Annotated in this window: 20 protein-coding genes and 1 pseudogene; 3 read left to right on the top strand and 18 right to left on the bottom strand. The window is 68.1% G+C overall.

Annotated features, from left to right (window positions below; genetic code table 11):
* Positions 1–22: 22 nt before the first annotated feature.
* The 14 genes and pseudogenes from AC3WRI_RS14570 to AC3WRI_RS14505 all read right to left on the bottom strand — a co-directional run bounded on the left by AC3WRI_RS14570 (position 23) and on the right by AC3WRI_RS14505 (position 16,181).
* A complete protein-coding gene (locus tag AC3WRI_RS14570; RefSeq protein ID WP_492293471.1) occupies positions 23–1,411 on the bottom strand; it encodes a BatD family protein in 1,389 nt (462 codons plus the stop codon).
* A complete protein-coding gene (locus AC3WRI_RS14565) occupies positions 1,408–3,051 on the bottom strand; it encodes a VWA domain-containing protein (protein ID WP_492293470.1) in 1,644 nt (547 codons plus the stop codon). Before AC3WRI_RS14565 ends, AC3WRI_RS14570 begins: the two co-directional genes overlap by 4 nt.
* Entirely contained in the window at positions 3,051–4,088 is a 1,038-nt protein-coding gene (locus AC3WRI_RS14560) for a vWA domain-containing protein (RefSeq protein ID WP_492293469.1), read from the bottom strand. The genes AC3WRI_RS14565 and AC3WRI_RS14560 overlap by 1 nt, the downstream gene beginning before the upstream one ends.
* A complete protein-coding gene (locus tag AC3WRI_RS14555) occupies positions 4,075–4,614 on the bottom strand; it encodes a DUF4381 domain-containing protein (RefSeq protein ID WP_010811568.1) in 540 nt (179 codons plus the stop codon). Before AC3WRI_RS14555 ends, AC3WRI_RS14560 begins: the two co-directional genes overlap by 14 nt.
* Entirely contained in the window at positions 4,611–5,633 is a 1,023-nt protein-coding gene (locus tag AC3WRI_RS14550) for a DUF58 domain-containing protein (protein WP_492293468.1), read from the bottom strand. The genes AC3WRI_RS14555 and AC3WRI_RS14550 overlap by 4 nt, the downstream gene beginning before the upstream one ends.
* A 20-nt stretch (positions 5,634–5,653) precedes the next feature.
* On the bottom strand, positions 5,654–6,628 hold the full coding sequence (locus tag AC3WRI_RS14545; RefSeq protein ID WP_010811566.1) for an AAA family ATPase: 975 nt from the start codon (positions 6,626–6,628) through the stop codon (positions 5,654–5,656).
* Complete coding sequence (locus tag AC3WRI_RS14540) at positions 6,625–9,270, bottom strand: fused MFS/spermidine synthase (protein ID WP_492293467.1); 2,646 nt, start codon at positions 9,268–9,270, stop codon at positions 6,625–6,627. Before AC3WRI_RS14540 ends, AC3WRI_RS14545 begins: the two co-directional genes overlap by 4 nt.
* Positions 9,271–9,363: 93 nt before the next feature.
* Positions 9,364–11,121 carry an arylsulfatase gene (locus AC3WRI_RS14535; RefSeq protein WP_176844237.1) on the bottom strand — a complete coding sequence of 586 codons (1,758 nt, stop codon included), beginning with the start codon at positions 11,119–11,121 and terminating at the stop codon, positions 9,364–9,366.
* A 70-nt stretch (positions 11,122–11,191) separates the two neighbouring features.
* On the bottom strand, positions 11,192–12,268 hold the full coding sequence (locus AC3WRI_RS14530) for an HAD family hydrolase (RefSeq protein WP_492293466.1): 1,077 nt from the start codon (positions 12,266–12,268) through the stop codon (positions 11,192–11,194).
* Positions 12,269–12,332: 64 nt separating this feature from the next.
* Positions 12,333–13,577: a formylglycine-generating enzyme family protein gene (locus AC3WRI_RS14525; RefSeq protein ID WP_492293465.1), complete on the bottom strand. Its 1,245-nt coding sequence runs from the start codon at positions 13,575–13,577 to the stop codon at positions 12,333–12,335.
* Positions 13,578–13,724: 147 nt separating this feature from the next.
* The gene (locus tag AC3WRI_RS14520) at positions 13,725–14,120 is read right to left on the bottom strand and encodes a hypothetical protein (RefSeq protein WP_492293464.1); all 396 of its coding nucleotides are present in this window, start codon (positions 14,118–14,120) and stop codon (positions 13,725–13,727) included.
* 69 nt (positions 14,121–14,189) lie between these two features.
* Positions 14,190–15,354 (bottom strand): annotated as a pseudogene (locus tag AC3WRI_RS14515) (BamA/TamA family outer membrane protein).
* A gap of 30 nt (positions 15,355–15,384) precedes the next feature.
* Positions 15,385–15,921 (bottom strand): hypothetical protein, encoded by a 537-nt coding sequence (locus AC3WRI_RS14510; protein ID WP_492293463.1) that lies wholly within the window; start codon positions 15,919–15,921, stop codon positions 15,385–15,387.
* Complete coding sequence (locus AC3WRI_RS14505; RefSeq protein WP_231881396.1) at positions 15,858–16,181, bottom strand: hypothetical protein; 324 nt, start codon at positions 16,179–16,181, stop codon at positions 15,858–15,860. The genes AC3WRI_RS14510 and AC3WRI_RS14505 overlap by 64 nt, the downstream gene beginning before the upstream one ends.
* A gap of 301 nt (positions 16,182–16,482) precedes the next feature.
* Between AC3WRI_RS14505 and AC3WRI_RS14500 the strand changes: the two genes are divergently transcribed.
* The gene (locus AC3WRI_RS14500) at positions 16,483–17,439 is read left to right on the top strand and encodes a SphA family protein (protein WP_037023789.1); all 957 of its coding nucleotides are present in this window, start codon (positions 16,483–16,485) and stop codon (positions 17,437–17,439) included.
* A 24-nt stretch (positions 17,440–17,463) separates the two neighbouring features.
* Here AC3WRI_RS14500 and AC3WRI_RS14495 read toward each other — a convergent pair whose 3' ends face one another.
* The gene (locus AC3WRI_RS14495; protein WP_010811557.1) at positions 17,464–18,297 is read right to left on the bottom strand and encodes an autotransporter family protein; all 834 of its coding nucleotides are present in this window, start codon (positions 18,295–18,297) and stop codon (positions 17,464–17,466) included.
* 141 nt (positions 18,298–18,438) lie between these two features.
* Here AC3WRI_RS14495 and AC3WRI_RS14490 point away from each other — a divergent pair, with 141 nt between their 5' ends.
* On the top strand, positions 18,439–18,705 hold the full coding sequence (locus tag AC3WRI_RS14490) for a hypothetical protein (protein WP_010811556.1): 267 nt from the start codon (positions 18,439–18,441) through the stop codon (positions 18,703–18,705).
* Positions 18,706–19,172: 467 nt separating this feature from the next.
* Complete coding sequence (gene yihG / locus AC3WRI_RS14485) at positions 19,173–20,075, top strand: 1-acylglycerol-3-phosphate O-acyltransferase, YihG family (protein WP_010811555.1); 903 nt, start codon at positions 19,173–19,175, stop codon at positions 20,073–20,075.
* Between the two features lie 7 nt (positions 20,076–20,082).
* Here yihG and AC3WRI_RS14480 read toward each other — a convergent pair whose 3' ends face one another.
* From AC3WRI_RS14480 to AC3WRI_RS14470, 3 genes are read right to left on the bottom strand one after another with little or no spacing between them, the layout of a single operon-like run.
* A complete protein-coding gene (locus AC3WRI_RS14480; RefSeq protein WP_439671634.1) occupies positions 20,083–21,927 on the bottom strand; it encodes an NAD(P)/FAD-dependent oxidoreductase in 1,845 nt (614 codons plus the stop codon).
* A 7-nt stretch (positions 21,928–21,934) separates the two neighbouring features.
* Positions 21,935–23,269: a cytochrome c gene (locus AC3WRI_RS14475; RefSeq protein WP_011615167.1), complete on the bottom strand. Its 1,335-nt coding sequence runs from the start codon at positions 23,267–23,269 to the stop codon at positions 21,935–21,937.
* Between the two features lie 15 nt (positions 23,270–23,284).
* Entirely contained in the window at positions 23,285–23,470 is a 186-nt protein-coding gene (locus AC3WRI_RS14470) for a DUF2970 domain-containing protein (protein WP_010811552.1), read from the bottom strand.
* Positions 23,471–23,603: the final 133 nt, after the last annotated feature.

The following is a 23,603-nucleotide window of genomic DNA, read 5'->3' as shown; positions in this document are numbered from 1 at the left end:
CGTCGTTTGGGGGACTTGATTGTCAGGGATTGAGCGGAGGCAGTGCGGGCATGGCTTGCCGGTGCCGTCGCACCGGCGCCCTGGCAGTATGGCGGCGCAGGCCCTGGGCCAACGGGGTGCCATTCCAGGCGGCCTGGGCCGGCATCGCGCCGTAGAGATGGCGTTGCAGGTCGGTCACGGCATCGGCAAGGGCGGCATCGCCGACCGACTCTGCCCACACTGCGGGGGTGGTGCCGTGGGCGGCGCGCGTCCATGCGCCCAGCGCCTGGCTGGCGGCAGCGGCACTGCCTGCCTGGCAGGCTTGCAGCGTTGCTTCCAGCTGCGCGTCGGCACCTTCGGCGCGGGCGCGCTTGCGCTCGGCCAGCCGCTGGCGCAGCCGGGCCAGCGCCGGCCGCATACGCCACCACGACAGCCCGGCTGCCAGCACAGCCACCAGCCCCACTGCCCCCCACAGCAATGTCCGCCAGGGCAAGCCGCCCTCGCCCGGCAGCGCGCCGGCAGACGGACCGCCCGGGGCCAGCGCGCTGCCCGCGCGCGCGGGAGCCACTACCACCCTGATCGCGGGCGCTTCGGACTTTGCCGGCTTGCGTGTGGCCGGATCGACCCAATCCACTGTCACCGCCGGCAGCGTGTAGGTACCGGTCCGCTCGAACACGTAGGTGATGGCATCCACGCGCGTGCCGCCCGGCCCGGGCGCGTCCTGGGCGTGATCGGACAGCCGCGCATCGGCGCTGAAGACACGCACCCCGCGCGGCGCCGCGGCGTGCGGCGGATGGATCATCATGGCCTGGGTCTGCGGCGCAAAGGTGGTGACGGTGCGCACCAGGGCATCGCCCGCGCGCAGCCGCACGGTGCCTTCGTCGGAGGCGTGGTCCAGCGCCTGTGTCACGGTGAGCCGGGCCACCGGCAGCAAGGGCCGTCCGGTTCCGGCGCCGGCCTTCACCGCGCCGCCGGCTCCCGCGCGGATCCGCGTGGGCGGGAAGGTCACGCTGCCCTCGCGCGGCGCGCCGTCGTCGCCCGCATAAGTGAAGCGCACGGTCGCGGATGGCAGCTCGAAGTCGCCATCCTGCTCGGCGGTAAAGGCATAGGTCTTGCGGATGCCGGCGTAGCCAACCCCATCGATGATTTCGGTCGAGTTCAACGCGCGCTGGTCAGGCATGGTGACGACGGCGCCCGGCACCTGGAGCACCGGGAAGGCCGGCGCCGACATGAAGAAGTTGGGCGCCAGGATAGTGACGTCGATGCTGATCTGCTGGCCGACCAGCACCGGCTGCTTCGCGCCCACTTCCACGCGCACGATGGGCTCGGCGGCACGCGCGAGCAAGGGCAGCAGCAACGCCGCCATCAGCAAGATGACCAGCGGCGCAAGCCGCCGCAGCCACCCGCGCTGACACACGGCGCGGCCGCTCATCGCTGCCCCTGCTGCGGTGCGGCCTGCCCGCGCTGCAGCGCGAACTTGCGCTGCAACAGGTCGGTCGGCGTGGTCCGGATCGCGCGCATCCACATCTCGGCGTCCTGCGTCAGGCCGATATGCATGGACTGGCCGCCCTGCTCCGGCGGCTTCGCGGCGTCGTACTTGATTTCATCCGGCGGCACGTCGGGGGGCTCTTCCTGGTCGTCGGGGTCTGGCTTGTCTTTTGGCTTCTGCTGCGCCAGCAGCTTTTCCATCAGCGCCAGGTTGGCCGTGGCCGCCGGCCATTGCGGCTGGCGCCTGAGCGCCTGCCGGTAGCGCGCGGCGGCTTGCTGGTACTGGCCCTGCCGCGCCAGCGCATTGCCCTGGTTGTAGTCGGCCTGCGGTGAATCGACCAGCGCGAAGCTCTGCACCGCCTGCACGTACTGGCCGGCGCGATACTGGGCGACGCCGCGCCACATCGCATCGTCGAACAGGGTCGCGGCGCGCGCGAAGTCGCCCTGCTCGAAGGCGCGGCGGCCTTGCTGGTCATGCGTCAGCCACAGGTCGGCAAAGCGCCACGGGCGCGCGCCATCGGCCTGCTGTGCGCGCAAGCCCGGTTGCGGCGCAGCGAACGCCAGCGCCAGCAGCAGGCCGGCGGTCCAGCGCACGGTCCAGCCCTTGCGGAACCACAGCATGGCCAGCAGCGTGACCGGCAGCACCAGCCACCAGCCTTCATCCTTCCAGCGCGTGCGGTCGCCAGCCTGCATCTGTTCGCGGTGCGACTGCACATGGCGCTGCACCCACGCCACGTCGTCGTCGCTGCCGGGCGTGAAGGTGGCGAGCGGTGTGCCGCTGTCGTCGCCGAAGCGCTTGAACGCCGCCACATCCAGCCGCGCGAACACACGTGCGCCGTCCTGTTCGACATAGCCGCCCGCTGCATTGCGCAGCGGCCCGCCCTGTTCCGTGCCGATGGCCAGCACCACCGGCTGGCTGCGGCCGCTGTCCGCCTGCGCGCGGAAGGCCCTGGCGGCGGCGGGGTCCACGCCGTCGGTCAGGAACAGGATGGTGCCGGGCACCGGCTCACGCGCCAGGTCGGCGTCAATGGTGCGCAGCGCCTGTGCCATGTCGCGCCCCGGCACCGGCATGATGCGGGTCTGCAGCGCATCGACAAAGGTCTGCAGCAGGTTGGTGTCGTCCGTCAGCGGCAGCACCAGGTGAGTGGAGCCGGCATAGGCATAGATCGCCGTGCGGCCGCCGCCGCGGCGCGCCAGCAGCGCCTTGATCTTGAGCTTGGCGCGCTCCAGCCGCGTGGGCGTGACGTCCACCGCGTCCATGGTGCGCGACAGGTCCACGGCGATCGCCAGCGGTGCCTTGTCATCCAGGAACGGCGGGCGCTCCTGCCGCCAGCTCGGCCCTGCCAGCGCGATGGCGCCGAGTGCCAGCAGCAGCGCGGTCAGGTGCACCGGGCGCAGCGCCACGCGGCGGCGTTCGCCGATCACCAGCGCGTCGAGCAGGTGCGGCGCGATGGTCTGGCGCCAGCGCCGCCGCACATCGCCGCGGCGCTGCACCGCCCACACCAGCAGCGCGGCCGGCACCAGCACCAGCAGCCACCACGGGCGCAGGAAATGGAAGTGCGCAAGCGTGTCGAGGGCCTGCATCAGCGCCCCTCCCCGGCGGCATTCGCGATCTCGTCAGCTCCTTTGGCCGTGCCACGCCGGCGCGACAACCACGCCGAGTAGCCGAGCATCAGCAACTGGTACGCCAGCACCAGCGCCAGCGCCGCCCCCAGCGGCCACATGAACAGCTCGCGCCGCGGCCGCCATGACAAGGTCTTCTGGTTGTGCGGCGTGATCCGGTCCAGCGTCTCGTAGATGGTCTCCAGCCCGGCCTGGTCGGCGCCGAAGAAGTAGCGCCCCCCGGTCTGCGCGGCCAGCCGCTGCAGTACGCCGAGATCGACCTTCTCCTCGCCCGAAGCATTGGGATCGCCGATGCCGATGGCATGTACCACCACCTTGCGCTCCTTGGCGATCCCCCCCGCGCGCTCGGGCGGCATCCGGCTGGCGGTGTCGTTGCCGTCGGTCAGCACGATCAGCACTTTCTCGGGCGCTTCGCTGTGCTCGAACATCTTGATGCCGAGCCCGATGGCATCGCCCAGCGCCGTGCTCGGCCCGGCCATGCCCGGCAGCAGGCCGGTGATCAGCGTCTGCACCAACTGGTGATCCAGCGTGAACGGTGCCAGCGGGTACGGCGCGTCGCCAAACACGATCAGGCCGATGCGGTCGCCCGGGCGCCTGGCGACAAAACCGCTCACCACCTGCCGCACCGCCTGCACGCGCGGGATCAGCGCGCCGGACGGGTCGCCGAAGTCGCGTGTGTCCATCGACTGCGACAGGTCCAGCGCGATCAGCAGGTCGCGCGCCGGCTGCACCTTCTGGATCGGTGCCTCCAGGAACTGCGGCCGCGCCAGCGCCGTCACCACCAGCGCCCACGCCAGCGGCGCCAGCACCCATTGCAGCCGGTTGCGGCGCGACACCACGGCCCCGGTGGCCGGGGTCAGGCCGGCGGCGCTGGCCACCTCGCCAAAGAACGGCAGGCGCACCGACGGGCTTTCCTCGCGGTACGGCGGCAGCCACCACCACAGCAGCAACGGCAGCGGCAGCAGCACGAAGAGCCAGGGGTATTCAAACTGGTACATGGTGCTCCGCGATCCAGCGCCGGCACGCGCCGGCCACCGCCTGCACCTGCGTCTCGGGCCATTGCGCCAGCACCGCGTCGTCGCGGTATTCGGCGTCCTGCACCAGCGCAGCCAGCAGCGGCGCGGCGTCTTGTGCGCGCCCGGCGTGTGCCTGCAGGAATTCGGCCCAGCCGGCGCCGGCCAGGCTGGCAACCTGGGCGCGCGGCCACGCGGCCAGCGCCGTGCGCTTGAGCAGCGCCGCCATCTGCCGCAGCGCGGCGACGCGGTGCGCGGGGTCAGCGCCCAGCGGCAGTCCTGCCAGTTCGGCCAGCGCCTCGCGCCGGTAGCGGTTGGCGCGGTAGCGCCGCCACGCGCGCCAGCCTGCCCAGGCCAGGGCCAGCAGCAGCAAGGCGCCGGCGATCGGCCAGCCGATGGTCTGCGGCGCCCAGGAAGGGGGCGGCGGCACGGCTACGTCGGCAAGGGTGGCCAGCGTAGCCACGCCCGTGCTGTCTTCGACGCCCGCTGCGGTGCTGTGCGTGAGGCTCATCGCGCCGCTCCTGCGCGTTGCCGCACCGGCGTCTGCTGCAGCGGGCGGCCCAGCAGCCGGCGCAGCTGCAGCGCCGTTTCCTCTGCCGCCGACAGCGGCAGCAGCGGCACGCCGATGGCGTGGTGCCAGTCCAGCAGCGCCTTGGCGTGCGTATCGACAAACTCCGCAATGCTGCGCCGCGTGGCCGCGTGGCCGAAGCCCAGCTCCACCTGCAGTTCGCCGTCGCTGACCACCAGTTGGCCGGACTCCGGCAACTCGCTCAGGAAGGGATCGTGGACCAGGATGGTCAGCACGTCGTTGCGCGCCGCCATTTCCAGCATCAGGTCGCGGGTGCGATCGTCATGGCCGTCGAAATCGCTGATGACGATAACCAGGCAGTCATGGCGCGCCATGCACGCGGCGCGCTCCAGCGCCGCGTTCAGCTGCCCCGCGGCGCGCCGCGCCGGCGCATCGGCGCGCAAGGCCTGGTTGAAGCGCGCGATGGCGCCCAGCAGCTGCTGCACGGCTTCGCGGCTGCGGCGCGGGGTGAACTCCTCGGCCTTCGCATCGCCGAACACCACGCCGCCGACGCGGTCGCCTTCGGCCAGCACGCGCCAGGCGGCCAGCGCTGCCGCCTCGGCCGCGCTGACCGACTTCATCGCGCGCCGGCTGCCGAAGAACATATTGATGCGCTGGTCCACCACCAGCAGCACGGGACGGTCCTTTTCCTCGGTGTAGACGCGCACGTGCGGCTTGCCGGTGCGCGCGGTCACGCGCCAGTCCATGCTGCGGATATCGTCGCCGGGCAGGTACAGGCGCAGTTCCTCGAAGGTCAGTCCGCGTCCGCGAACCTTGGAAGCGTGGCGGCCGGCCAGCACGCTGTGCACCGGCTGGCGCGGCAGGAAGTGGAAGTCGCGCGCGGCCACTTCCAGCGCGGCCAGCGCCGCCGCGTCCACGCTGACGCCGGCAACGGTCGCGGCAGCCGGCGCCTGCACCGCAGATGGCGCGGCGCGGGCCATGGCACGGAACGGCAGACGCATCGGCTAGCCCTCGCGCGCCGTCAAGCCACCGCCACCCGCTGCACCAGGCGGTCGATTGCGGCATCGGCACCGATGCCGGCCGCATGCGCCTCGTACGACAGGATCAGCCGGTGGCGGAACACGTCGTGCACCACCGCCTGCACATCCTCGGGCGTGACGAAATCGCGCCCATGCAGCCAGGCGTGCGCGCGCGCCACCTTGTCCAGCCCGATCGAGCCGCGCGGGCTCACGCCGATCTGGATCCACTTGTCGAGGTCGTCGTCCACGGGCTTGGGGGCGCGCGTGGCTTGCACCAGCGTCACGATGTAGCGCTCCACCGCATCGCTGACATGGATGCCATGGATCTCCGCCCGCGCGGCGAAGATCGCTTCGGGCGCCAGCCGCACTGCCTGCGCCCCGCCCCCCGCCCCGCCGCCGGCCTCTTCCTCGCGGGCCAGTTTGACGATGTCGGCCTCGGCGTCCGCCTCGGGATAGCCCACGCTGACATGCATCAGGAAGCGATCCATCTGGGCCTCGGGCAGCGGATAGGTGCCCTCCTGCTCGATCGGGTTCTGCGTGGCCATCACCAGGAACAGCGGCTCCAGCTTGTGGGTGGTGCCGCCGACGGTGACCTGGCGCTCCTCCATGGCTTCCAGCAGAGCCGCCTGCACCTTGGCCGGCGAGCGGTTGACCTCGTCCGCCAGCACCAGGTTGGCGAACACCGGGCCGGCCTGGAATCGGAACTCGCCCTTGCCGCCTTCGGTGAAGTACACCTCTGAACCCGTGATGTCGGCGGGCAGCAGGTCCGGCGTGAACTGGATCCGCGACAGCCGCGCATCCAGGTTGCGCGCCAGCATCTTGATGGCCCGCGTCTTGGCCAGCCCCGGCAACCCTTCCACCAGCAGGTGGCCATCGGCCAACAGGCCAAGCAGCAAGCGTTCGATCATGCGCTGCTGCCCCACAATCGATTCGCCCATGCGCTGCTGCAGGGCCAGGACGTCGTCGCGTGCGCTCATGGCGTGTTCCTTGGTTCAGCAGGTGCGCGGCGGGCGGGGCGAGCTGACTGGCCGCCGACGAACCAGGCGTAGTAGGGATTGTCGGGATCGGCGCGCATGGCCTGCGTGATATGGCTGGCCCAGGCTTCGCGGTCGCCGCGGTAGGCATCGAGGCCGGCGCGGTAGAAGGTGTGCAGCACTTCGCGCTCGCGGCGCAAGTCGCGCCAGAATGCGTCATCGGCGCCCGCCAGCGGGGGTTCGCTTTGCAGCGACAGCAGCCTGGACAAGGTTTCCGGGAAGGCGTCGCGGCGGACCCAGCCGGCGTATTCGATGCGCGGGCGGTCATCGGTGACGGCCGGCGCATCGGCCGCATACCAGTCCAGGCCGGCGCGGTCGGTGACCCAGGTCGCCATCAGCGCCGCCGGCGAGCGCACGCCCACGGCCTGCAGCGCGGCAGCAACTTCCGGCTGTTCAAAGCGCGTGCGGATGCGCGCGGCATCCAGCGCCAGCGGCGACAGCGAACCCACCAGCATCATCTCGTGCAGCTCGGTGGTCCACAGCATGGCGTGCGGGAACACGTCCAGGAAGCTGCGCACCAGCATGCGGGTGTCTTCGTCGTTCTGCGTCGGCAGCGGCAGCCACTGCGCCACCAGCCCGCCGGGTTGCAGCCGCGCTGCCGCGAGGCGGTAGAAATCGGTCGAATACAGGTTGACCACGCCAGCCGCCGACGGAGGCGGCGGCTCCAGGGTGATCAGGTCGTACTGCTGCGTGCTTTGCAGCAGTTCACGCCGGCCGTCGCGCAGGCGGATGTCCATGCGCTTGTCGGTGGCCACGCCGAAATTGCCCTCGAAGTTGGGCACGGCGCGCGCCACCGGCGGCAGCAGTTCCGCCACCACGCGGTGTTCAAGGCCAGGCCAGGCCAGCGTGGCGCCGGCCGTGATACCGGTGCCAAGGCCGATGACCAGGGTGGATTTGGGCGTGCCGTTGTGCACGATCAACGGCAGCAGCGCCTGCAGCCGCATATAGCGCTGCGAGGTCATGGCATCGCCCGAATTGGAGACGCCCTGGATATACAGGCGTCGGAAGCGGTTGCTGGACGAGGTCTGCTCCACCACGGCCACGGTCGCGCCGCGGCCCTCCTCGTAGAACACCAGGTCGCCGCCGCGGGCGCGCGCCAGCAGCGTGGCGAGCCGGTCCGCAGGCGCCAGCGCGGCGGCGATCACGGCCAGCACACTGACCATCGGCACCGCCCAGCGCGCTACGCGGCGCACACCACTACCCAGCGCCACCGCCACCACGCCGACCACGCCAGCGCTCACTGCCAGCAGAGACAGCGTATGCACCAGCCCCAGGTATGGCACCAGCACAAAGCCGGCCAGCGCCGTGCCGGCGATGCCGCCCAGAGTATTGAGCGCCACCACGCTGCCCACGCCGGCGCCGACGTGCCGGCTATCGATGCTCACGCGCAGCACGAAGGGGAACGCCGCGCCCAGCAACAGCGTGGGCACGAACACGACCGACAGCGCCGCCAGCGCAAAGCTGGCACAGGCCGCCACCAGCGGGCTGGACGTCAGCCCCTGCACCCAGGCGGACAGGCTGCCCTGCGCCCGCAGCAGCCATTCGCCCAGCAGCACGAATTCAAGCAACGCCACCAGCCCCGCCCCCGTCACCAGCAGACCGAAGGCGCCCCAGGGGTCGCGCACCCGGTCGGCATGGCGCGCAGCCAGCGCGCTGCCGATAGCCAGGCCGGCAAGGTACGTTGCCAACACCACGGTAAAAGCGAAGGTACGCGTGCTGAGGAACTGCACGATGGCCTGCGACCAGACCACTTCGTAGCCGAGGGCAATGCCGCCGGCAGCGGCATACAGCACCAGCGCCAGCCGGCCGTTGGCGGCATCGCCGCCGGCAGCGGCGCCTTGCCCGGCAGCGGCGGCAACCGGCTCGGCCGCAGCTTGCGTGCGCGCAGCCAGCAGCCAGGCCACCAGCGCCGCGGCGCCATTGAGCATGCCTGCCGTGACCGCACTGCCCAGGATGCCCAGCAGCGGCACCAGCACGAATCCAGCCAGCAGCGTGCCGGCGATGGCGCCGGCCGTATTGGCGGCATACAGCCGCCCGCCATGCACGCCCACACGGCCGGCGCCTGGCGTCAGCACGCGCATCAGCACCGGCAAGGTGCCGCCCATGGCGGCTGCAGGCAGGATCACCAGCACAAAGGGCAAGGCCCACGCCAGCCATCCGGTGCGCTGCTCCAGCCAGGCGAACGGCGCTGCCGCATGCGCCAGCGCCACGGTGGCGCCGATGCCCAGCACCAGGACGCCGATTTCGAGCCACGCATACAGGCGCAGCGGATTGCCGTGGCGGTCGGCCACGCGGCCGAACAGCCAGCCGCCCAGGGCCAGCCCGCCAAAAAAGGCGCTGACCGCGGTGGTGACCGCGTGCACGTCGACGCCCACCACCAGCGACAGCTGGCGGATCCAGACGATCTGGTAAACCAGTCCGGCCGTGCCGGATATGAACAGCAACACGGCCGCCCAAAGCCACGTCTGGTCGGCCGTGTTGCCCCGCAGCGCCAAGGCGGATGCGGAATATTCGGTCTTCACGGAGCGCGCCCGGCGCCCGTCCTTGCCACCATTGCCGCCCGGGGCGGCATGAGATTCGATCATGAACTGGACCGTTGGCGCGAAGGCCCGCGCGTACGCGGGCCTTCGCCGGTTTCAACTGCCGTCACAGGCGGACGGCGCTGATGACTGACTGCATTACTTCTTCTTCATTGATTCTTCAATCTTCTTGTCGACCTGCTCGCGCACCTGGTCGATGCTGAAGCTGGCCGGGCGCTGGCTCGGCGGGTAGTTGACGAAGGTCTGGAGGAACGCCGCAGCCTTCATCGTCCCGATCTCGGTCAGGTACGCGTTCTTGCCCAGCCAGTCGTTGTACTGGTCAGAAACGATGTCTGCGCGTTCATACGGATCCATGCGCAGGTTGAAGATCTTCGGCACCCGCAGGCACTTGAACGGATCCTGCCAGACCTGGAACCCGCCCGGTGTAGTCTGCTCGCAGAAGACGACCTTCCAGTCGTCATAGCGCATCGCCACGAGCACGCCGTCGTCGTTGAAGTAATAGAACTCCTTGCGCGCACCCTTGTTGGTCTGCCCCGTCAGGTACGCCAACTGGTTGTAGCCGTCGAGGTGTACCTTGGCGTTCTTGCTGCCAAGCGACGTACCCTTTAGCAGCCGCTCCTTGATATCGCCGTCGCCAACGGCAGCCAGCAGCGTCGGGAACCAGTCAAGCCCGGAGAACATCTCGTTGCTGACGGTGCCCGCCTTGATCTTGCCCGGCCAGCGGATCATCGCCGGTACGCGGAACGCGCCTTCCCAGTTGGTGTTTTTCTCGCTGCGGAACGGCGTGCTTGCCGCATCAGGCCAGGACCACTGGTTGGGGCCGTTGTCGGTGGTGTAGATGACGATGGTGTTGTCCGCGATCTTCAGGTCATCGAGCGTCTTGAGCAGCTTGCCGACGTCGCCGTCGTGCTCGATCATGCCGTCGGCGTAATCGTTGCCGGGCATGCCGCTCTGGCCCTGCATGGACTGACGCACATGGGTGAACGCGTGCATGCGGGTTGTGTTCATCCAGACAAAGAACGGCTTGTCGGCCTGGACCTGCTTGGTAATGAACTTCTGCGCCGCGTCGGTGGTCTCGTCGTCGATGGTCTCCATGCGCTTGGTAGTCAGTGCACCGGTATCCTCGATCTTGCCGTCGGCCGTGGAGTGCAGCACGCCACGCGGCGAGAAGTTCTTCACGAATGGATCGTTCTTGTCCTTCGGCCAGTACGGGCGCTGCGGTTCTTCTTCGGCATTCAGGTGATAGAGGTTGCCATAGAATTCGTCGAAACCGTGCTTGGTCGGCAGGTACTCGTCGCGGTCGCCCAGGTGGTTCTTGCCAAACTGGCCGGTGGCGTAGCCGAGCGGCTTGAGGGCCTCGGCAATGGTCACATCGCGGGCTTGCAAGCCCACGGTCGCCCCCGGCGCGCCTACCTTCGACAGGCCCGTGCGCAGCGGCGACTGGCCCGTGATGAACGACGAGCGGCCCGCCGTGCAGCTGTTCTCGGCGTAGTAGTCGGTGAAGATCATCCCCTCACGGGCGATGCGGTCGATGTTCGGCGTGCGATGGCCCACCACGCCCATGCTGTAGGCGCTGATGTTGGTCTGGCCGATGTCGTCGCCGAAGATCACCAGGATGTTGGGCTTCTTGCCCGACGTATTGACAGCCACTGGCGCGGAAGCGGCTTCAGGTGCAACCGGCAGGTTGGACTGCGCCGGCGGCTGTGCCGGCGTCGCGGACGTGTCCGGCGCCGCCGCAGCCGGGGCCGGGGTCGCCGGCTGCTGCGCGGCAGGCGCCTGCTGTTTGGGCTCGTCTGCCTTCTTGCAGCCGGCGATCGCCGCGATGGCGATCGCCATTGCGGCCATGGCAAAGCGCGCGCCGCGCCTTGCCGGGGTGGACTCTGTCATTCGTTGCATTGCTGCTCCCGATAGTCAAACAGCTTCAACCTGCGTCCGGCACGCCTGGCATGCCGGCTCCCTCTTCTGCCTACTTCGCACCAGCCGTGGGGTAAACCTGCTGCCAGTCCTGCTTCATGCTGACCACCGTCCAGCCCTTGGCGCGGGCAGCGTCCAGTGCCTTGTCGAGCTTGCCCACCTTTGACTGGCGGTCATAGGCGAACTCGCGCTCGGCATCGTCGTGATGCACCAGCACGCCCATGCGCGGACCGTCGCCGCCGGTGGTGTACTCCAGCATCTGCAGGTCGCCGTCGGAGTTGCCCACGGCGAGGATCGGCCGGCGGCCGATATGGCGGTAGATGCCGACCGGCTTGCCCGGCCCGTCATCCACGAATTCCAGCTTGGGGTCGCGCACCAGCACCGGCTTGCCGTCGCGCACCAGGTAGCGCACGGCCTGCGAGGAGCCGATCACCTGCTCGGGCGGAATGCCATAGACAGCCTGGCTCCAGGGGCGCATGAACTCGATGGTGCCGCCGGAGACGATGTAGGTCTTGAAGCCGTTGGCGCGCAGGTAGGACAGCAGTTCCAGCTGCGGTTGATAGACCAGCTCGGTATAGGGCCGGTTGAACCTGGGATGCCGCGATTTCGCCAGCCAGTCGCGGATGGTGCGCTCATACTCGTCCGTGGTCATGCCGCTGTTGGCCGTGACGACCAGGCCGGCCAGCTGCTTCTCGTTGCGCATCAGGCCCTCCATGTCGTTGGCCATCAGCGCCTTGAAGGCGGGGTTGTTGCGCCACTCCGGGTGTTGCGGCGCGGCGGCGCGGATCTGGTCGAGCAGGAAGAAGAACTGGAAGTACAGCGGCTGCTCGCTCCACAGCGTGCCGTCGTTGTCGAACACTGCGACGCGCTCCTCGGGCGGCACGAATGTCGGCGAGCCCTTGCGCGTCACGTCGGCAACAAACTTCAGCAGTGCCTGCCGTGCCGCACCGTCGCGCCACGACGCCAAAGCCTGCGCGGCCGGCTGCGCCGCCTGGGTGACGGCGGCCTGAGACTCGGGCGCCGTGGCGGGCGTCGAACAGCCCGCAAGCGCAAGGCCGGCCAGCACCAGCGCGGCAATGGCCCTGCGCGAGGGGCTGGCTAGGAATCCGCGGGTGGCAGCGATGTCCATATGGTTCACTCCTGTCGCGTGCTGTCGTGCTCGTCGTTGTGCTTTGGTTCGCGCGGGCGCAGCGCTATCGAGCCGCCTGCCCGGACTGGCCGGCCAAGGCCACCGGCGCCTGCCGTTGCCGTTCCGCCCAGCGGCCCTCGTCCATCACCAGCCGGAAACCGAGGTGCGACATGCTGTTGTACGGGTCGGTCCCGCGCCGCGCGCTGGGGCGGTAACTGAGGCAGAAATCCTCGTTGCAGAGGAAGGAGCCGCCGCGCGTGACGCGCTTGGGCGCATTCACCGGGACGCCGGGCTCGGCCGGATCCCACGAGGCCATCGGGCCGACCGGGTTTTCGATCGGCTGGGCCTTGCCGGCCTCGCGCCGGAACTGGTCGGCCCGATACCAGTCGGACACCCACTGCCAGGCATTGCCGGTCATGTCGGCCAGGCCATAGCCGTTGGGCGGGAAAGTGCCAACCGGGCTGGTGCCGAGCGCCCCGCCCGCCTTGGGGCTGACCACCGGGAACGGCTGGTTCTGCTGGCCCTGCCAGACATTGGCCATCTGCTTGCCGTCGGGGGCGAACTGCTCGCCCCAGGCATAGGTGGCCTGCTCCAGCCCGCCGCGCGCGGCAAACTCCCATTCCGCCTCGGTGGGCAGGCGCTTGCCGGCCCACTTGGCGTAGGCCTGCGCGTCTTCATACGAGACCTGGACCACCGGGTGGTTGTCCTTGCCTTCGATCGAGCTGCCGGGGCCAGTCGGATGGCGCCAGTCGGCACCGGGCACATAACGCCACCAGCGCGAGTAGTCCTGCAGCGGCACCGGCCGCGGCGTGCCCACGAAGACCATGCCGCCGGCCATCATGGCGCTGTCGGGCGGGCGCGGCGTGCCGGGCGGCAGCTGGACCCGCAGGGTTTCCCAGTCAGGTGCCCGTTCCGCGGTCGAGACGTAGCCCGTGGCTTCGACGAACTTGCGGAATTCCGCGTTGGTGACGTGGTGCTGGTCCATCCAGAAGGAGTGCACGCGCACCTTGTGGGCCGGCCTTTCGTTGGGCTGCGCCATCTTGCTGTCGCTGCCCATCAGGAACTCACCGCCGGGCACGCGCACCATGCCAGCGGGTCCGCGCTTGCCATCGCCGATGACGATGGCGGGCGCCGTTGGCGTCCGCCCTTTCATGTACCAGTAGCTGGCGCCGAGGCCTGCTGCGACCCCGAGACCCAGCAGCACCAGGATCAGTGCCCTCTGCCCGCTGCGCCGTCCCGCGGCAAGCGCAACCGAGCCGGAACGCCCCGCGCCCGCGCCGGGATTGCTGCCTTTACGTCGTCCGCTCATTCACTCCGCCTCTTTGTATACAAGAATCATGCTGATTCAGCGCAAACCATGATCTCAGATGGCTACGGTTATCAGAAGTCAGCTTTTTCTCGTTCGGGGGCCAAGTGAATTAAGTTTTTCTTGCGCGCACTGCCACTGGCGCCCTGCTCATCGCTCGCTATCTGCCCTTGGCACCATCTTCGTCAGGGCCGCCGGATCTTCCTCACCCTCATTGAGGATGCCGTAGTCCGCCGGAAACAGCGCTGCCAGCGGTGGCGGATACTGAAAGGCGTGCAGCGGCTCCAGGTTTTCGCCAGCGTCGATCACGAACACCTCGATCAAGCGGCTGCGGCCGCCGTTCTCCTGGCCTGCCACATAGTAGTGAACGCGGTTTTGCCAGACGAAGTGCCCGCCGAAGTAAGGCTTGGAGACATCCGGCAGCCCGGCCAGATGCGTTTCGCACAGCAGCACCGCTTCGCGCAGGTAGTTCCGGCTGGACGTCTCATCGGAGGCGGACAGCCTGGCCATCACGCCCCGCCTGTCCTTGATCTTCTTGATTGCCATAGCGTAGCGAGCAGGTTGGGCGCGTGGGCGCCCGGACAGCCTACCGGCACATCGAGCGGACCTCGCAACTCAGTGCCATGCGCTCCCCACCTGGATATAGAAGGCGTTCTGGCCCTTGCTGTGGGCCACATCGAGACCGATCGACACCCCCAGCTTGCGCGCAATCATGTAGCGAAAGCCCGCGCCTACGCTGTAGATGGTCGATGCATCGGAAAAATCATGCCAGCGCCCATATGCCTTGCCCAGGCCAGTGAAGCCCAGCAGCGACCAGCGCGGCGTCACGTCCCAGCGCAGCTCCATTTCTGCCGCCAGCGCATTGCGGTCCTGGCAGCGCCCCTTCTGTACCCCGCGCAGGTCCACGAACGGCTGCGCGTAGAACGGCACGTCGCCGGTGGAAAAGCGCGTATCGGCGCGCAGCCCCAGGATCACGGGGCGCGCCAGCCGGCAGCCAAGTGAAGCCGCGCGCGTTATACATATTGAATGACTGCGTGCTGCCGAAGCCGCCGCGCGCGAACTGCGCCTCCAGCTCGGCATAGCTGCCGCGGCTGGGATAGAAGATGTTGTCGCGCGAGTCATAGTCGACCACCAACCCGGCCTTGCCGATGCGCTGGGTCTTGTCGAAGCTGCCGAGTTCACCCGCATCGCCAACCTTGAAGGTCGCGGTCGAATCGAAATACACGTAGCGCGGCCCCACGTACCAACGCGTATCGGCAACCCGCACGAGCAGTTGCTGCACCAATGCCACGCCTCTGAGTTCGTAGGCACGGGGCTGGCTCAGCAAGCCGAAGTAGTCCAGGTTTGCATTGACCTTGGCGATGCCCCCAAGATAACGGTAGCGGTCGCCGTCCCACGTGTGGAAGTGCGCCACGCCTGCGCCCCAGGTGCCGTTTTCCGTATACGCACCGCCGATGGCTGTAATGTTCGGCGGTGCGGGCCCCTTTCCACTGGCCTTGGCGCTGGCCGCCGCATCCGCCATGGATTCCGAGAAGAACATCAGCCCCAGCCCGCCGCCGTAGCCAACGGCTGGTTCCGTGATAACGACCGGCACCGGCAGCGCGCCCTTGTGATTGAGCAGGAAGTCGCTCATGTCCAGCTTGCCGTCCTCAGGATCGAAGAACGACAGCGGTTTCTTTTCAGCCGGCGCTTCAGCCTGGCCGAACGCGGCGTCGCACCAGAGCAAGGCCAGTGCGCTTAGCAGCGATGCAATGCGCTGGCTTGCCTGGGAGCGGGTCATCAGCAAGTTATGAAAGGTCCCTGCTTATGGCTACAGCGGGAACTGGATATTCAAGCCCATGAACACCTGGAATTTGGGCACCCCGACTCCCTCGTGCCCCACCGTCCATTGCGGCTCGGCAAACAGGTTGTAGATTTCCTTGCCGATTTTCCAGATCTTGCCCGCGCCGATACCGAGGGGGATGTAGTAATTCCCACGCTTGAGGTCGAAATTCCAGGTTGCGGTGCTGCGCAGGTACCTGCCTTGCGGCAGGTTATAGATCACGAACGGCTGCGCGGTCAGGTTGTCCTGGGTGGGCCGGTCGCTTTCCCCGGCAAATGAATGCTGCCAGGTCACGAGCCCGCCGATCATGCCCCATTTCTGCGGGGAAATACCCACGCCGGCCAGGCCGGCCTGCCATTTCCCGGTGCCGGTCTGGTCGCGCGATGCCGTGGGAATGGTGAGTTGGGGGCCAATGCCCCATTCCATGCCCAGGCCCTTGAGCAACACCAGGTTGAACAGGTTCAGGTCGCCCAGTCCGGTCTTGCTGCCATCCGGCGCGACATTCGGCGTGGTGACGACGGGCATCGTGAACCGACGATCTGCGGCAACCCGAACAGCTTGTGCGGAATGGTGCCGCGCAGCAGGACGCTGTTTCCGTCCTCGTCGCCGAGTCCGTAATAGCGTCCCACGTACTGGTCCTGCAGATTCAGGGTAATGGTCGGGCTCAGCGGATTATTTGACGCATTCATGTCATCCGTCGAGGGCCCTGCCGCACAGGCAAGCGCCGGCAATGTTGCTGCCACGCTGCCCGCAGCAAGCCTTAATCCCTGCATGACTGAATTCATTTGGAATCGTTGCCCTGAATGAAATTGGTAACGCCCGCCGATTGAATATGGCGCTTCCATCATCGCAGACCGCCTCAAGGCCTGTGAAGTAAATATTTGCGATGCCGTGATGAAGATTTTCGTCGGCTTGCGCGCTGGCAGTGACAGGGGTCTTTGCTGGTAGTATGCAATGTCACGAAAATATGAGGGTGGGGCATTGCCTTACTGTGTAATTTCACTATAGCTGGCGCGGGCAGGCATGCGCCAGAGGCCGGCATTCCGGCAAGCGCCTGGCCGGCCTTGCATTCCTTGTTCCTTGAATATGTCAACGACCATCGCAAACCGGCTGGCCATTGCTGCTTCCTTCCTCTTTGCCTGTGCAGGTGCGAACGCGACTGAAGGCGCCCTGGGGCGACCCGTGACCGGCACCAGCGTGCTCCCCAATGTAGGGATCGTGTCGCCGGAACCCGCGCTCATCGTGAACGTCGGCGAGATCTACCTGGATGGCTCGATCGGCGGCAGCCGAAACGTGCCCATCGCAGGCAAGACGGCGCTGGGCGTGGACGGCAAGGTCGCGTTCACCCTGGCAACGGTGATGAAGGTATGGGACACCGATACCGGCCCCTGGAACTTTGCCTCCAGCTTCACGCTGCCCTATGTCTGGACCAAGGTCACGGCCAACATCAGCGCCGGCGGCCGGGGCGCCAGCACCCAGGACACCGCATCGAACCTGTTCGACATCACCTTCGCGCCGATCATCGCGGGCTACCATTTCTCAAAGACCGAGCATGTGGCTCTGAGCCTGAATGTGTGGGCGCCGACCGGCAAGTACGATCCCAACGCACTGGCCAACGCCAGCCTGAACAACTGGACGTTTATTCCGCAAGTGGCCTACACCAAGCTGTTCCCCGAACACGGGCTCGAGTTCGATGCCGTCGCCGGGGTCCAGTTCTACACCCGCAACAACGCCACCGACTACCAGAACGCACCGCTGTTCACGCTCGACACCATGCTGCTCAAGCGCTTTGCCAACGGCGCGGGCCTCGGGTTGATCGCGGGCACGACGCAGCAGCTCGGCGACGACAGCGGCCCGCTGGCCGACCGCCTGAACGGCTTCCGCGGCCATGACTGGGCGGTGGGCCCGATCGTCACCTACGACACCAAGATCGGCGCGAAGAGCCTGCTGTCGCTGGGCTTGCGCTGGGTGCCGACCGTTGCCGGCAAGAACCGCCTGAAGAGCACGAACACGTTCATGGGGACAGCGACTGTCGTGTTCTGATGGCCGCGCGCGCGGTGAGCCCGCTCACCACGTGTACTTCACCCCTGCCCTCAGCGCGTACTGGTAAAAGGATTGCTGGCCCCAGGAACCCGACACATTGGTCCAGCCGGTCCAGCGCTTGCCGAGATCGGCGTTCAGCCCCAGCTTCAGTTCGAAGCGGTTATGCGGATACAGCCCGCCGATCGGCAACTGGTTGAACGAGATATTGGTGTCGGTATCGGAATACCACCAGTTCACCGTCGCATACGGCTGCAGTTTGCGGCCGTCCTCGCGCACGAAGGTCCGATGCGTGCGTACGCCCAGCCGCGCGATGATCCCGCTGGAATCCGCCCCGCTGACGCGCGTGCCGTTGGGCTCGGCAATGTCGTCCTCGCTGTAGTTGACATAGATGAGCTGCGCCTGCGGCTCGATCACCCAGTCGCGCGGCAGTGGGATGGCATAGCCGACTTCCCCCGACAGCCCTAGTCCCTGCGCGTGGTATCGCACCGTCGGCAACTGGTCGCCTTCAACGCGGTTGGTGAACCAGCCATACTGGAACCAGGCATCGACATAGGCGCCCAGCTTGTTCTCGTCGTTCTGGTACCAGGCGCCGTAGACACCCGCAGCCCACCCTTCCACTTTGCCCCTGGCCCGCGTGGGGTTGCCGGCGGCATCCGCGTCGGTGCTGGCGTTGCCATAGCTGCCCGTTACGCCGACATGCAGGCGGTCGGTCTCGCTGGCGACACGCCACCTGGCCAGCTCGGCACCGCCGTGCAGCAGGAAGCTGTCGGTGCGGGTGCGGAAGTTGCCGTCCTTGCTGCGGCTGCCCTCCCACTTGCCCACTGCGCGCAGCCAGCCGCTGCGCGGCTTGTCCTGCACTGGCGTTGCCGCCCCCGGTGGCATTGATATCGAACCCGTCGCGCTCGTTGCCGCCAACCAGGTTGTTGAGGTTCAGCGTCGTGCCCGCATTGACGGTGATAGCCGACCCGCCGGCCGTGCTTGGTGACGGCAACGCCGTCCATGCCGGCCCCTTGCATCGTGATGGCGCTGGTGCCGCCATTGAACGTCACGCTGGCATCGCCCGGGTTGGTGATGACTTGTGACGCGACGCCACTGGCAGCCGTGGCGGTGGTATTCGTGATGGTGGTCCCGGTCAGGGTCACCGAGGCATTCGCCCCCCTCGCGAGCGCGCGCAGGCTCGCGCCTGTGTTCGTATTGAAGGTGGTGCCTGACACGGTCTCCATCTCGGCGTTGCCCGATGCAGGCGTACAGGACAGTGCCGTATAAGTGCCGCTGGCAATCGTGCCGCAGGCGGTCTGTGCGCGGACTTCGAGCGTTGCCAGGGCCATGGTTCCGGCCGGCGCAAGCCAGTAAGCGATCAGCGCGGCAATCGGCCGCAGGGCGTGGTTGCGTCGCCGCTTGATGATGGCACCGTGCTGCATGCCTGGTCCCGGAACTCGCACAGTGATCTCCTTTGTAGGATTTTTGTTGCATTCTCGGGAACCGGCAATCTGCGCACCAGTGAAACATTTGGTAGGCTGTATTAAGCCTGCTGCGTCAGCCGAACGGGGTAGCAGCGTCAACTTGAGGGATCCACGCGCCAACGTCCGCGTTGATCAGGCTCAAGCCCCGATCCATTACAAGCCTGCACACTGGCGCCCATGACCACACTGCCCTCTTCTCCGCCCGTCGCCGCTGACGCGGGCCAACCCAAGCCCCCGCCCCCCTCCGTGGCTGCACGCCGCCCGGCTCTTGTGCCGCGGGGCCGTTTCGCGTGGCTGACTGGTATCCTGAGCTGGACGCTTCTGATTGCCAGCACGCTGTTCTGGTGCGCGCTGCTGTTTCCGCTCGCGCTGCTCAAGCTGGTGCTGCCGTTTGCCCCCGCCAGGCGGCGCATCGATCCGATGCTCAACGGCATCGCCACCGCCTGGATCTCCGGCAACACCGGCTGGTTCGCGTGGATCCAGCGTGAGCCGTGGGACGTCCAGGGCAACGAGGGACTGCGCTATGCCGACTGGTACCTGGTCAACTGCAACCACCAGTCGTGGGCCGATATCTTCGTGCTGCAGCGCTCGCTGAACCGGCGCATCCCGCTGCTGAAGTTTTTCCTGAAGCAGCAGCTGATCTATGTGCCGGTTATCGGGCTGGCGTGGTGGGCGCTGGACTTTCCGTTCATGAAGCGACACGGCAAGGCGCAGCTGCGGCGCAATCCGGCGTTGCGGCGCCAGGACCAGGAAACGGCCAAGCGCGCCTGCGCGAAGTTTTCGCTGGTGCCGACCAGCGTGATGGTGTTTGCCGAAGGTACCCGCTTCACCGAGGCCAAGCGCGCGGCCCAGGACTCACCGTACCGCCATCTGCTCAAGCCCAAGGCCGGCGGGCTGGCGGTGGCGCTGAATGCGATGGGCAACAAGTTCCGCTCCCTGCTCGACGTCACCATCGTGTACCCGGAAGGCGCGCCAGGCTTCTGGGACCTGGCCTGCGGACGCGCCGGCCCGGTGCTGGTGCGCATGCGGCAGTTGCCGGTGCCGCCGGCCTTCTGCGAGGCCGACTACGGCAGCGACAAGGCCTTCCGCACGGAATTCCACAACTGGCTGGCACGCCAGTGGGAAGCCAAGGACGCCGAGATCGATGCGCTGACGCCGCCGCGCGAAGGCTGAAGCCCTGCTACCCGGGCAGCCGCTCGACTGCCCGCTTCCCCTGTCCCACCGCCGCGGTCAGCGAAGGGCTGCCGGCATTGTCGCTGTTGGCGATGCTGATATTGCCGACGCCGGCCAGCCCGGGCCACACCGCGTCGGGCGCCACGTTCTCAGCGGCCAGGCTGTCGGGCATATAGCTGTAGCCATGCGCCCAGCGGTTGACGGTGATGCCGCGGATCACGTCCTTCGAAGCAAAGCCCTTGTGCCCGAGCATGCGGTCAAGCTGCGCGCGGATGTCGCGCTCCAGCGTGTCGAACGGCGTGCCCAGCAGCAAGGCGCGGCCCGCGCGGAAGCGGTCGCGCGCCTGCATGCCGCTGTCAGGCACGGTCGGCACATAGAGCATGTGCAGCACGGCCGGATCGGAGGGCTGCCTGCCCGCCGGCGGTTCCAGCCACAGGTCGGTATAGGCCATGGCCGGCGCGTGGATGCGGCGCGTGCGCAGCGCGGCGAACGCCTGCCAGTGGTCGAGCGCCACCTTGGTGTAGACCAGCGGCGCCTTGGCCTCGTTGTGCAGCACCTCTTTCTGCTTGGCCGGCAGCGACGGCAGCAGGTACGGGATCATCATGTTGTAGCCGGCCAGCACCACGTGGCGCGCCTCGACGCGATGCAGGTTGCCGCTGAACCCGTAGGTCACGCGCGTGATATTGCCGTCGGGCTCGACCGCGATCGCGGTGCTGTTCAGGCGCAGGCGCACCGGCTGCCCGTCGCGGTCCAGCCGGCTGTAGTCGAACGCGGCCGACACCACATCGGCCGGCCGGGCGATCGACGCCACGCCCGGGATCAGGCTCTGCACCAGCAGCCGTGCCAGCGAGGCATTGCCATCCGGAAACCACAGGCGCGATGCCGGCGACTTGCCAAGCCGCGCATTGCCCGCCGGCGCGGGCATGTTGGCGCCTGCAGGCAGGCCGATGGCGATGGCGTCGGCAACCGAAATCCCATCGACATCGAGCGCATAGGCATCGTTGCTGCGGCTGCGCAGGAAGCGCTGCCCGGCCAGGCCGATGCCGGCCTTGTCACGCAGGAAGCTGGCGTAACGCATGGAGCGCAGCGCAGCCGCGCGCTCGGTGCCGGACAGCGCCGGCAGGTAATCGGTGGTGCCGGCGGCCAGCCGCGCCAGCGCGGCGCGGTCCGCCACAGGCAAAGGCGTGTTGTCCAGGAAGCGCGACAGGGCAGCCGCGTCCGGGGCACCGGCCTGCTGCCCGCTGCGAACATCGATCAGCTCGCCGAACGGATCGCCAGCCACCCACTGGTCGCGCCCGAAATGCTCGGCATCGAAGAACACGGCGCGGCCCATGCCGAGCGCGCCATAGGGATCCGCAGGCACAGTGCCAGGCGGGCGCGTGGCATCGAGCCCGATCCCCGCCAGCAGTTCGCGCACCGCGGCGTCGCTGGCAGCGCCTGCCGGCATTTCTGCACTGCCGCCATAGGTCACCAGCCGCTTGCCGCGCACCGTGAACTCGTTGCGCTTGGCATGACCGCCGAAGTCGTCGTGGTTGTCCAGGATCAGGATGCGCCGGTTGGCGCCGAAACGGCGCCGGTAGAACCACGCCGCCGCCAGGCCGCTCAGGCCGCCGCCGACCACCACCAGGTCGAAAGCCTCGCGCGCCAGCACGACCGGGTATTTCGCGCCCTCGCGCGCCAGGCTGTGCGCCAGCGTGTAGGTGCCGGCATGGTTGCCGCGCAGACCGGTCAGCGCGGGCGGATACGCCACGCCTGCCCCGCCCTGCTGCGCGTGCAGCAACTGCACCGGCGCAAGGCCGGCGGCAATGGTCAGGGCGGTGCCGTTGAGGAAGTCTCTGCGCGTAATCGTCATCGGGTGCTCATCGGGATGCGTCGCCTGCCGCGGCCGGGTGCTGCGCGGCCAGCTCTTTGCGCCGTGCCGCCACGGCGGCTTCCGGCACCGGCGCCGCGCGGTTGCCCCAGCTGCCGCGGATAAAGGTCAGCACATTGGCCAGTTCCTGGTCGTCCAGCGTCCAGCCATAGCCGGGCATGTGGTAATCCGCCGGCGCGGTGCCCACGCGCGCGGTCACGGCGCCGTCGAGCAGCAGGTTCACCAGCGAGGCCGGGTCGGGATCGGCCACGGTGGGGTTGCCGGCCAGCGGCGGGAACACGCGGGCAAAGCCCTTGCCGTCGGCGCCGTGGCAAGGCATGCAGAACACCGCGTACTGGCGCGCACCGGGCACATCGAAGCGGCCCTGCCGCAGTTGCTGCGCGGTGGCGGCATCATGCCGGAACGGCTTGTCCTCGCCGCGCGCGCCGGGCAGGGATTTCAGGTAGGCGGCCACGGCATCGAGGTCGGGCGCGCTCATGTACTGGGTGGCGGTGGAGATCACCGTGGACATCGGCCCGAACGAGGTCGCGTGCCCGTTGCGCCCGGTGCGCAGGAACTCGGCGATATCCGCGCGCGACCACGCGCCCAGGCCGGTGACCTGGTCACCGGTCAGGTTGGTGGCGGACCAGCCCTCCACGCTCGCCCCGGACAGGAAATGGCGGCTGCGCTCGTCCAGCCCCTTCTCGGCGAACAGGTTGCCGCGCGGCGTATGGCAGGCGCCACAGTGCGCCACCGCCTGCACCAGGTAGGCACCGCGGTTCCAGGCTGCGCCGCGCGCGGGGTCGGTGCGGACCGGGTCGTCATCGACGAACAGGACGTTCCACGCGGCCAGCAGGCTGCGCATGCTGAACGGCCAACGCATCTGCGGCGCGGGGTTGCGCTGCGTGACCGGCGCCACCTCGGCACGCAGGTAGGCGTACAGCGCCGCCACGTCCTCGGCACGCATGCGCGCGTACGAGGGATACGGCATCGCCGGATAGAGCCGCTTGCCATCGCGCGCCACGCCGTGCCGCAAGGCGCGGTCGAACTCGGCCAGCGTATAGGCGCCGATGCCGCTGCCGGCATCGGGCGTGATATTGGTCGAATGAACCGTGCCGACCGCCGTGCGGATCGGCAGCCCGCCGGCAAACGGCTTGCCGCCTTCGCTGGTATGGCACGCGGCGCAGTTGGCGATGCGCGCCAGGTAGCGGCCGCGTTCGATCTGTTGCGTGTCGGTGGCGGCCAGCGCCATGCCCACGGGCAGCAGCACCGCCAGCGTCAGGCAGGCCAGCTTGCGCAGCGCACGGGCTGTGGCGATACCAGGTCCTTGGGGCAGGAAATGCATGGGAGCAGTTTCAGGTCAGGCAGCCGATACCGCCCAGTTTGCCGCAAGCACCAGGCACACCACCAGCCCGGCGGCCACGGCCACGCCAGTCAGGATCAGCGGTACCGGGCGCAAGGTGTCCAGGTCGCGCTGGTGCTCCTGCCCCTGGCGCAGGCCAAAGAAGCCCCACAGCACGGTCCGCAACAGCCTCAACGGGTTCATGGCATCTCCTTGCACAACGCCTTTGTGTACGAGTGCCGATTATGGGCCGTCCGTGCCATCCATAACAGCATCAGATAACAGGAAATTTTACGTATCAGTTTGCCTGTCCGGGAGATAATGCGCTCACCCGCCC

The sequence above is a fragment of the Cupriavidus sp. FW305-27 genome (assembly GCF_058787995.1).
This window is presented reverse-complemented; position numbering and strand designations above follow the sequence as displayed.

Excerpts from the sequence above, each read along its gene's own strand:
- AC3WRI_RS14570 (WP_492293471.1), bottom strand. The coding sequence starts at position 1,411 with ATGAGCGGCCGCGCCGTGTGTCAGCGCGGGTGGCTGCGGCGGCTTGCG.
- AC3WRI_RS14565 (WP_492293470.1), bottom strand. The coding sequence starts at position 3,051 with ATGCAGGCCCTCGACACGCTTGCGCACTTCCATTTCCTGCGCCCGTGG.
- AC3WRI_RS14560 (WP_492293469.1), bottom strand. The coding sequence starts at position 4,088 with ATGTACCAGTTTGAATACCCCTGGCTCTTCGTGCTGCTGCCGCTGCCG.
- AC3WRI_RS14555 (WP_010811568.1), bottom strand. The coding sequence starts at position 4,614 with ATGAGCCTCACGCACAGCACCGCAGCGGGCGTCGAAGACAGCACGGGC.
- AC3WRI_RS14550 (WP_492293468.1), bottom strand. The coding sequence starts at position 5,633 with ATGCGTCTGCCGTTCCGTGCCATGGCCCGCGCCGCGCCATCTGCGGTG.
- AC3WRI_RS14545 (WP_010811566.1), bottom strand. The coding sequence starts at position 6,628 with ATGAGCGCACGCGACGACGTCCTGGCCCTGCAGCAGCGCATGGGCGAA.
- AC3WRI_RS14540 (WP_492293467.1), bottom strand. The coding sequence starts at position 9,270 with ATGATCGAATCTCATGCCGCCCCGGGCGGCAATGGTGGCAAGGACGGG.
- AC3WRI_RS14535 (WP_176844237.1), bottom strand. The coding sequence starts at position 11,121 with ATGCAACGAATGACAGAGTCCACCCCGGCAAGGCGCGGCGCGCGCTTT.
- AC3WRI_RS14530 (WP_492293466.1), bottom strand. The coding sequence starts at position 12,268 with ATGGACATCGCTGCCACCCGCGGATTCCTAGCCAGCCCCTCGCGCAGG.
- AC3WRI_RS14525 (WP_492293465.1), bottom strand. The coding sequence starts at position 13,577 with ATGAGCGGACGACGTAAAGGCAGCAATCCCGGCGCGGGCGCGGGGCGT.
- AC3WRI_RS14520 (WP_492293464.1), bottom strand. The coding sequence starts at position 14,120 with ATGGCAATCAAGAAGATCAAGGACAGGCGGGGCGTGATGGCCAGGCTG.
- AC3WRI_RS14510 (WP_492293463.1), bottom strand. The coding sequence starts at position 15,921 with ATGCCCGTCGTCACCACGCCGAATGTCGCGCCGGATGGCAGCAAGACC.
- AC3WRI_RS14505 (WP_231881396.1), bottom strand. The coding sequence starts at position 16,181 with ATGAATTCAGTCATGCAGGGATTAAGGCTTGCTGCGGGCAGCGTGGCA.
- AC3WRI_RS14500 (WP_037023789.1), top strand. The coding sequence starts at position 16,483 with ATGTCAACGACCATCGCAAACCGGCTGGCCATTGCTGCTTCCTTCCTC.
- AC3WRI_RS14490 (WP_010811556.1), top strand. The coding sequence starts at position 18,439 with ATGCCGGCCCCTTGCATCGTGATGGCGCTGGTGCCGCCATTGAACGTC.
- AC3WRI_RS14480 (WP_439671634.1), bottom strand. The coding sequence starts at position 21,927 with ATGACGATTACGCGCAGAGACTTCCTCAACGGCACCGCCCTGACCATT.
- AC3WRI_RS14475 (WP_011615167.1), bottom strand. The coding sequence starts at position 23,269 with ATGCATTTCCTGCCCCAAGGACCTGGTATCGCCACAGCCCGTGCGCTG.
- AC3WRI_RS14470 (WP_010811552.1), bottom strand. The coding sequence starts at position 23,470 with ATGAACCCGTTGAGGCTGTTGCGGACCGTGCTGTGGGGCTTCTTTGGC.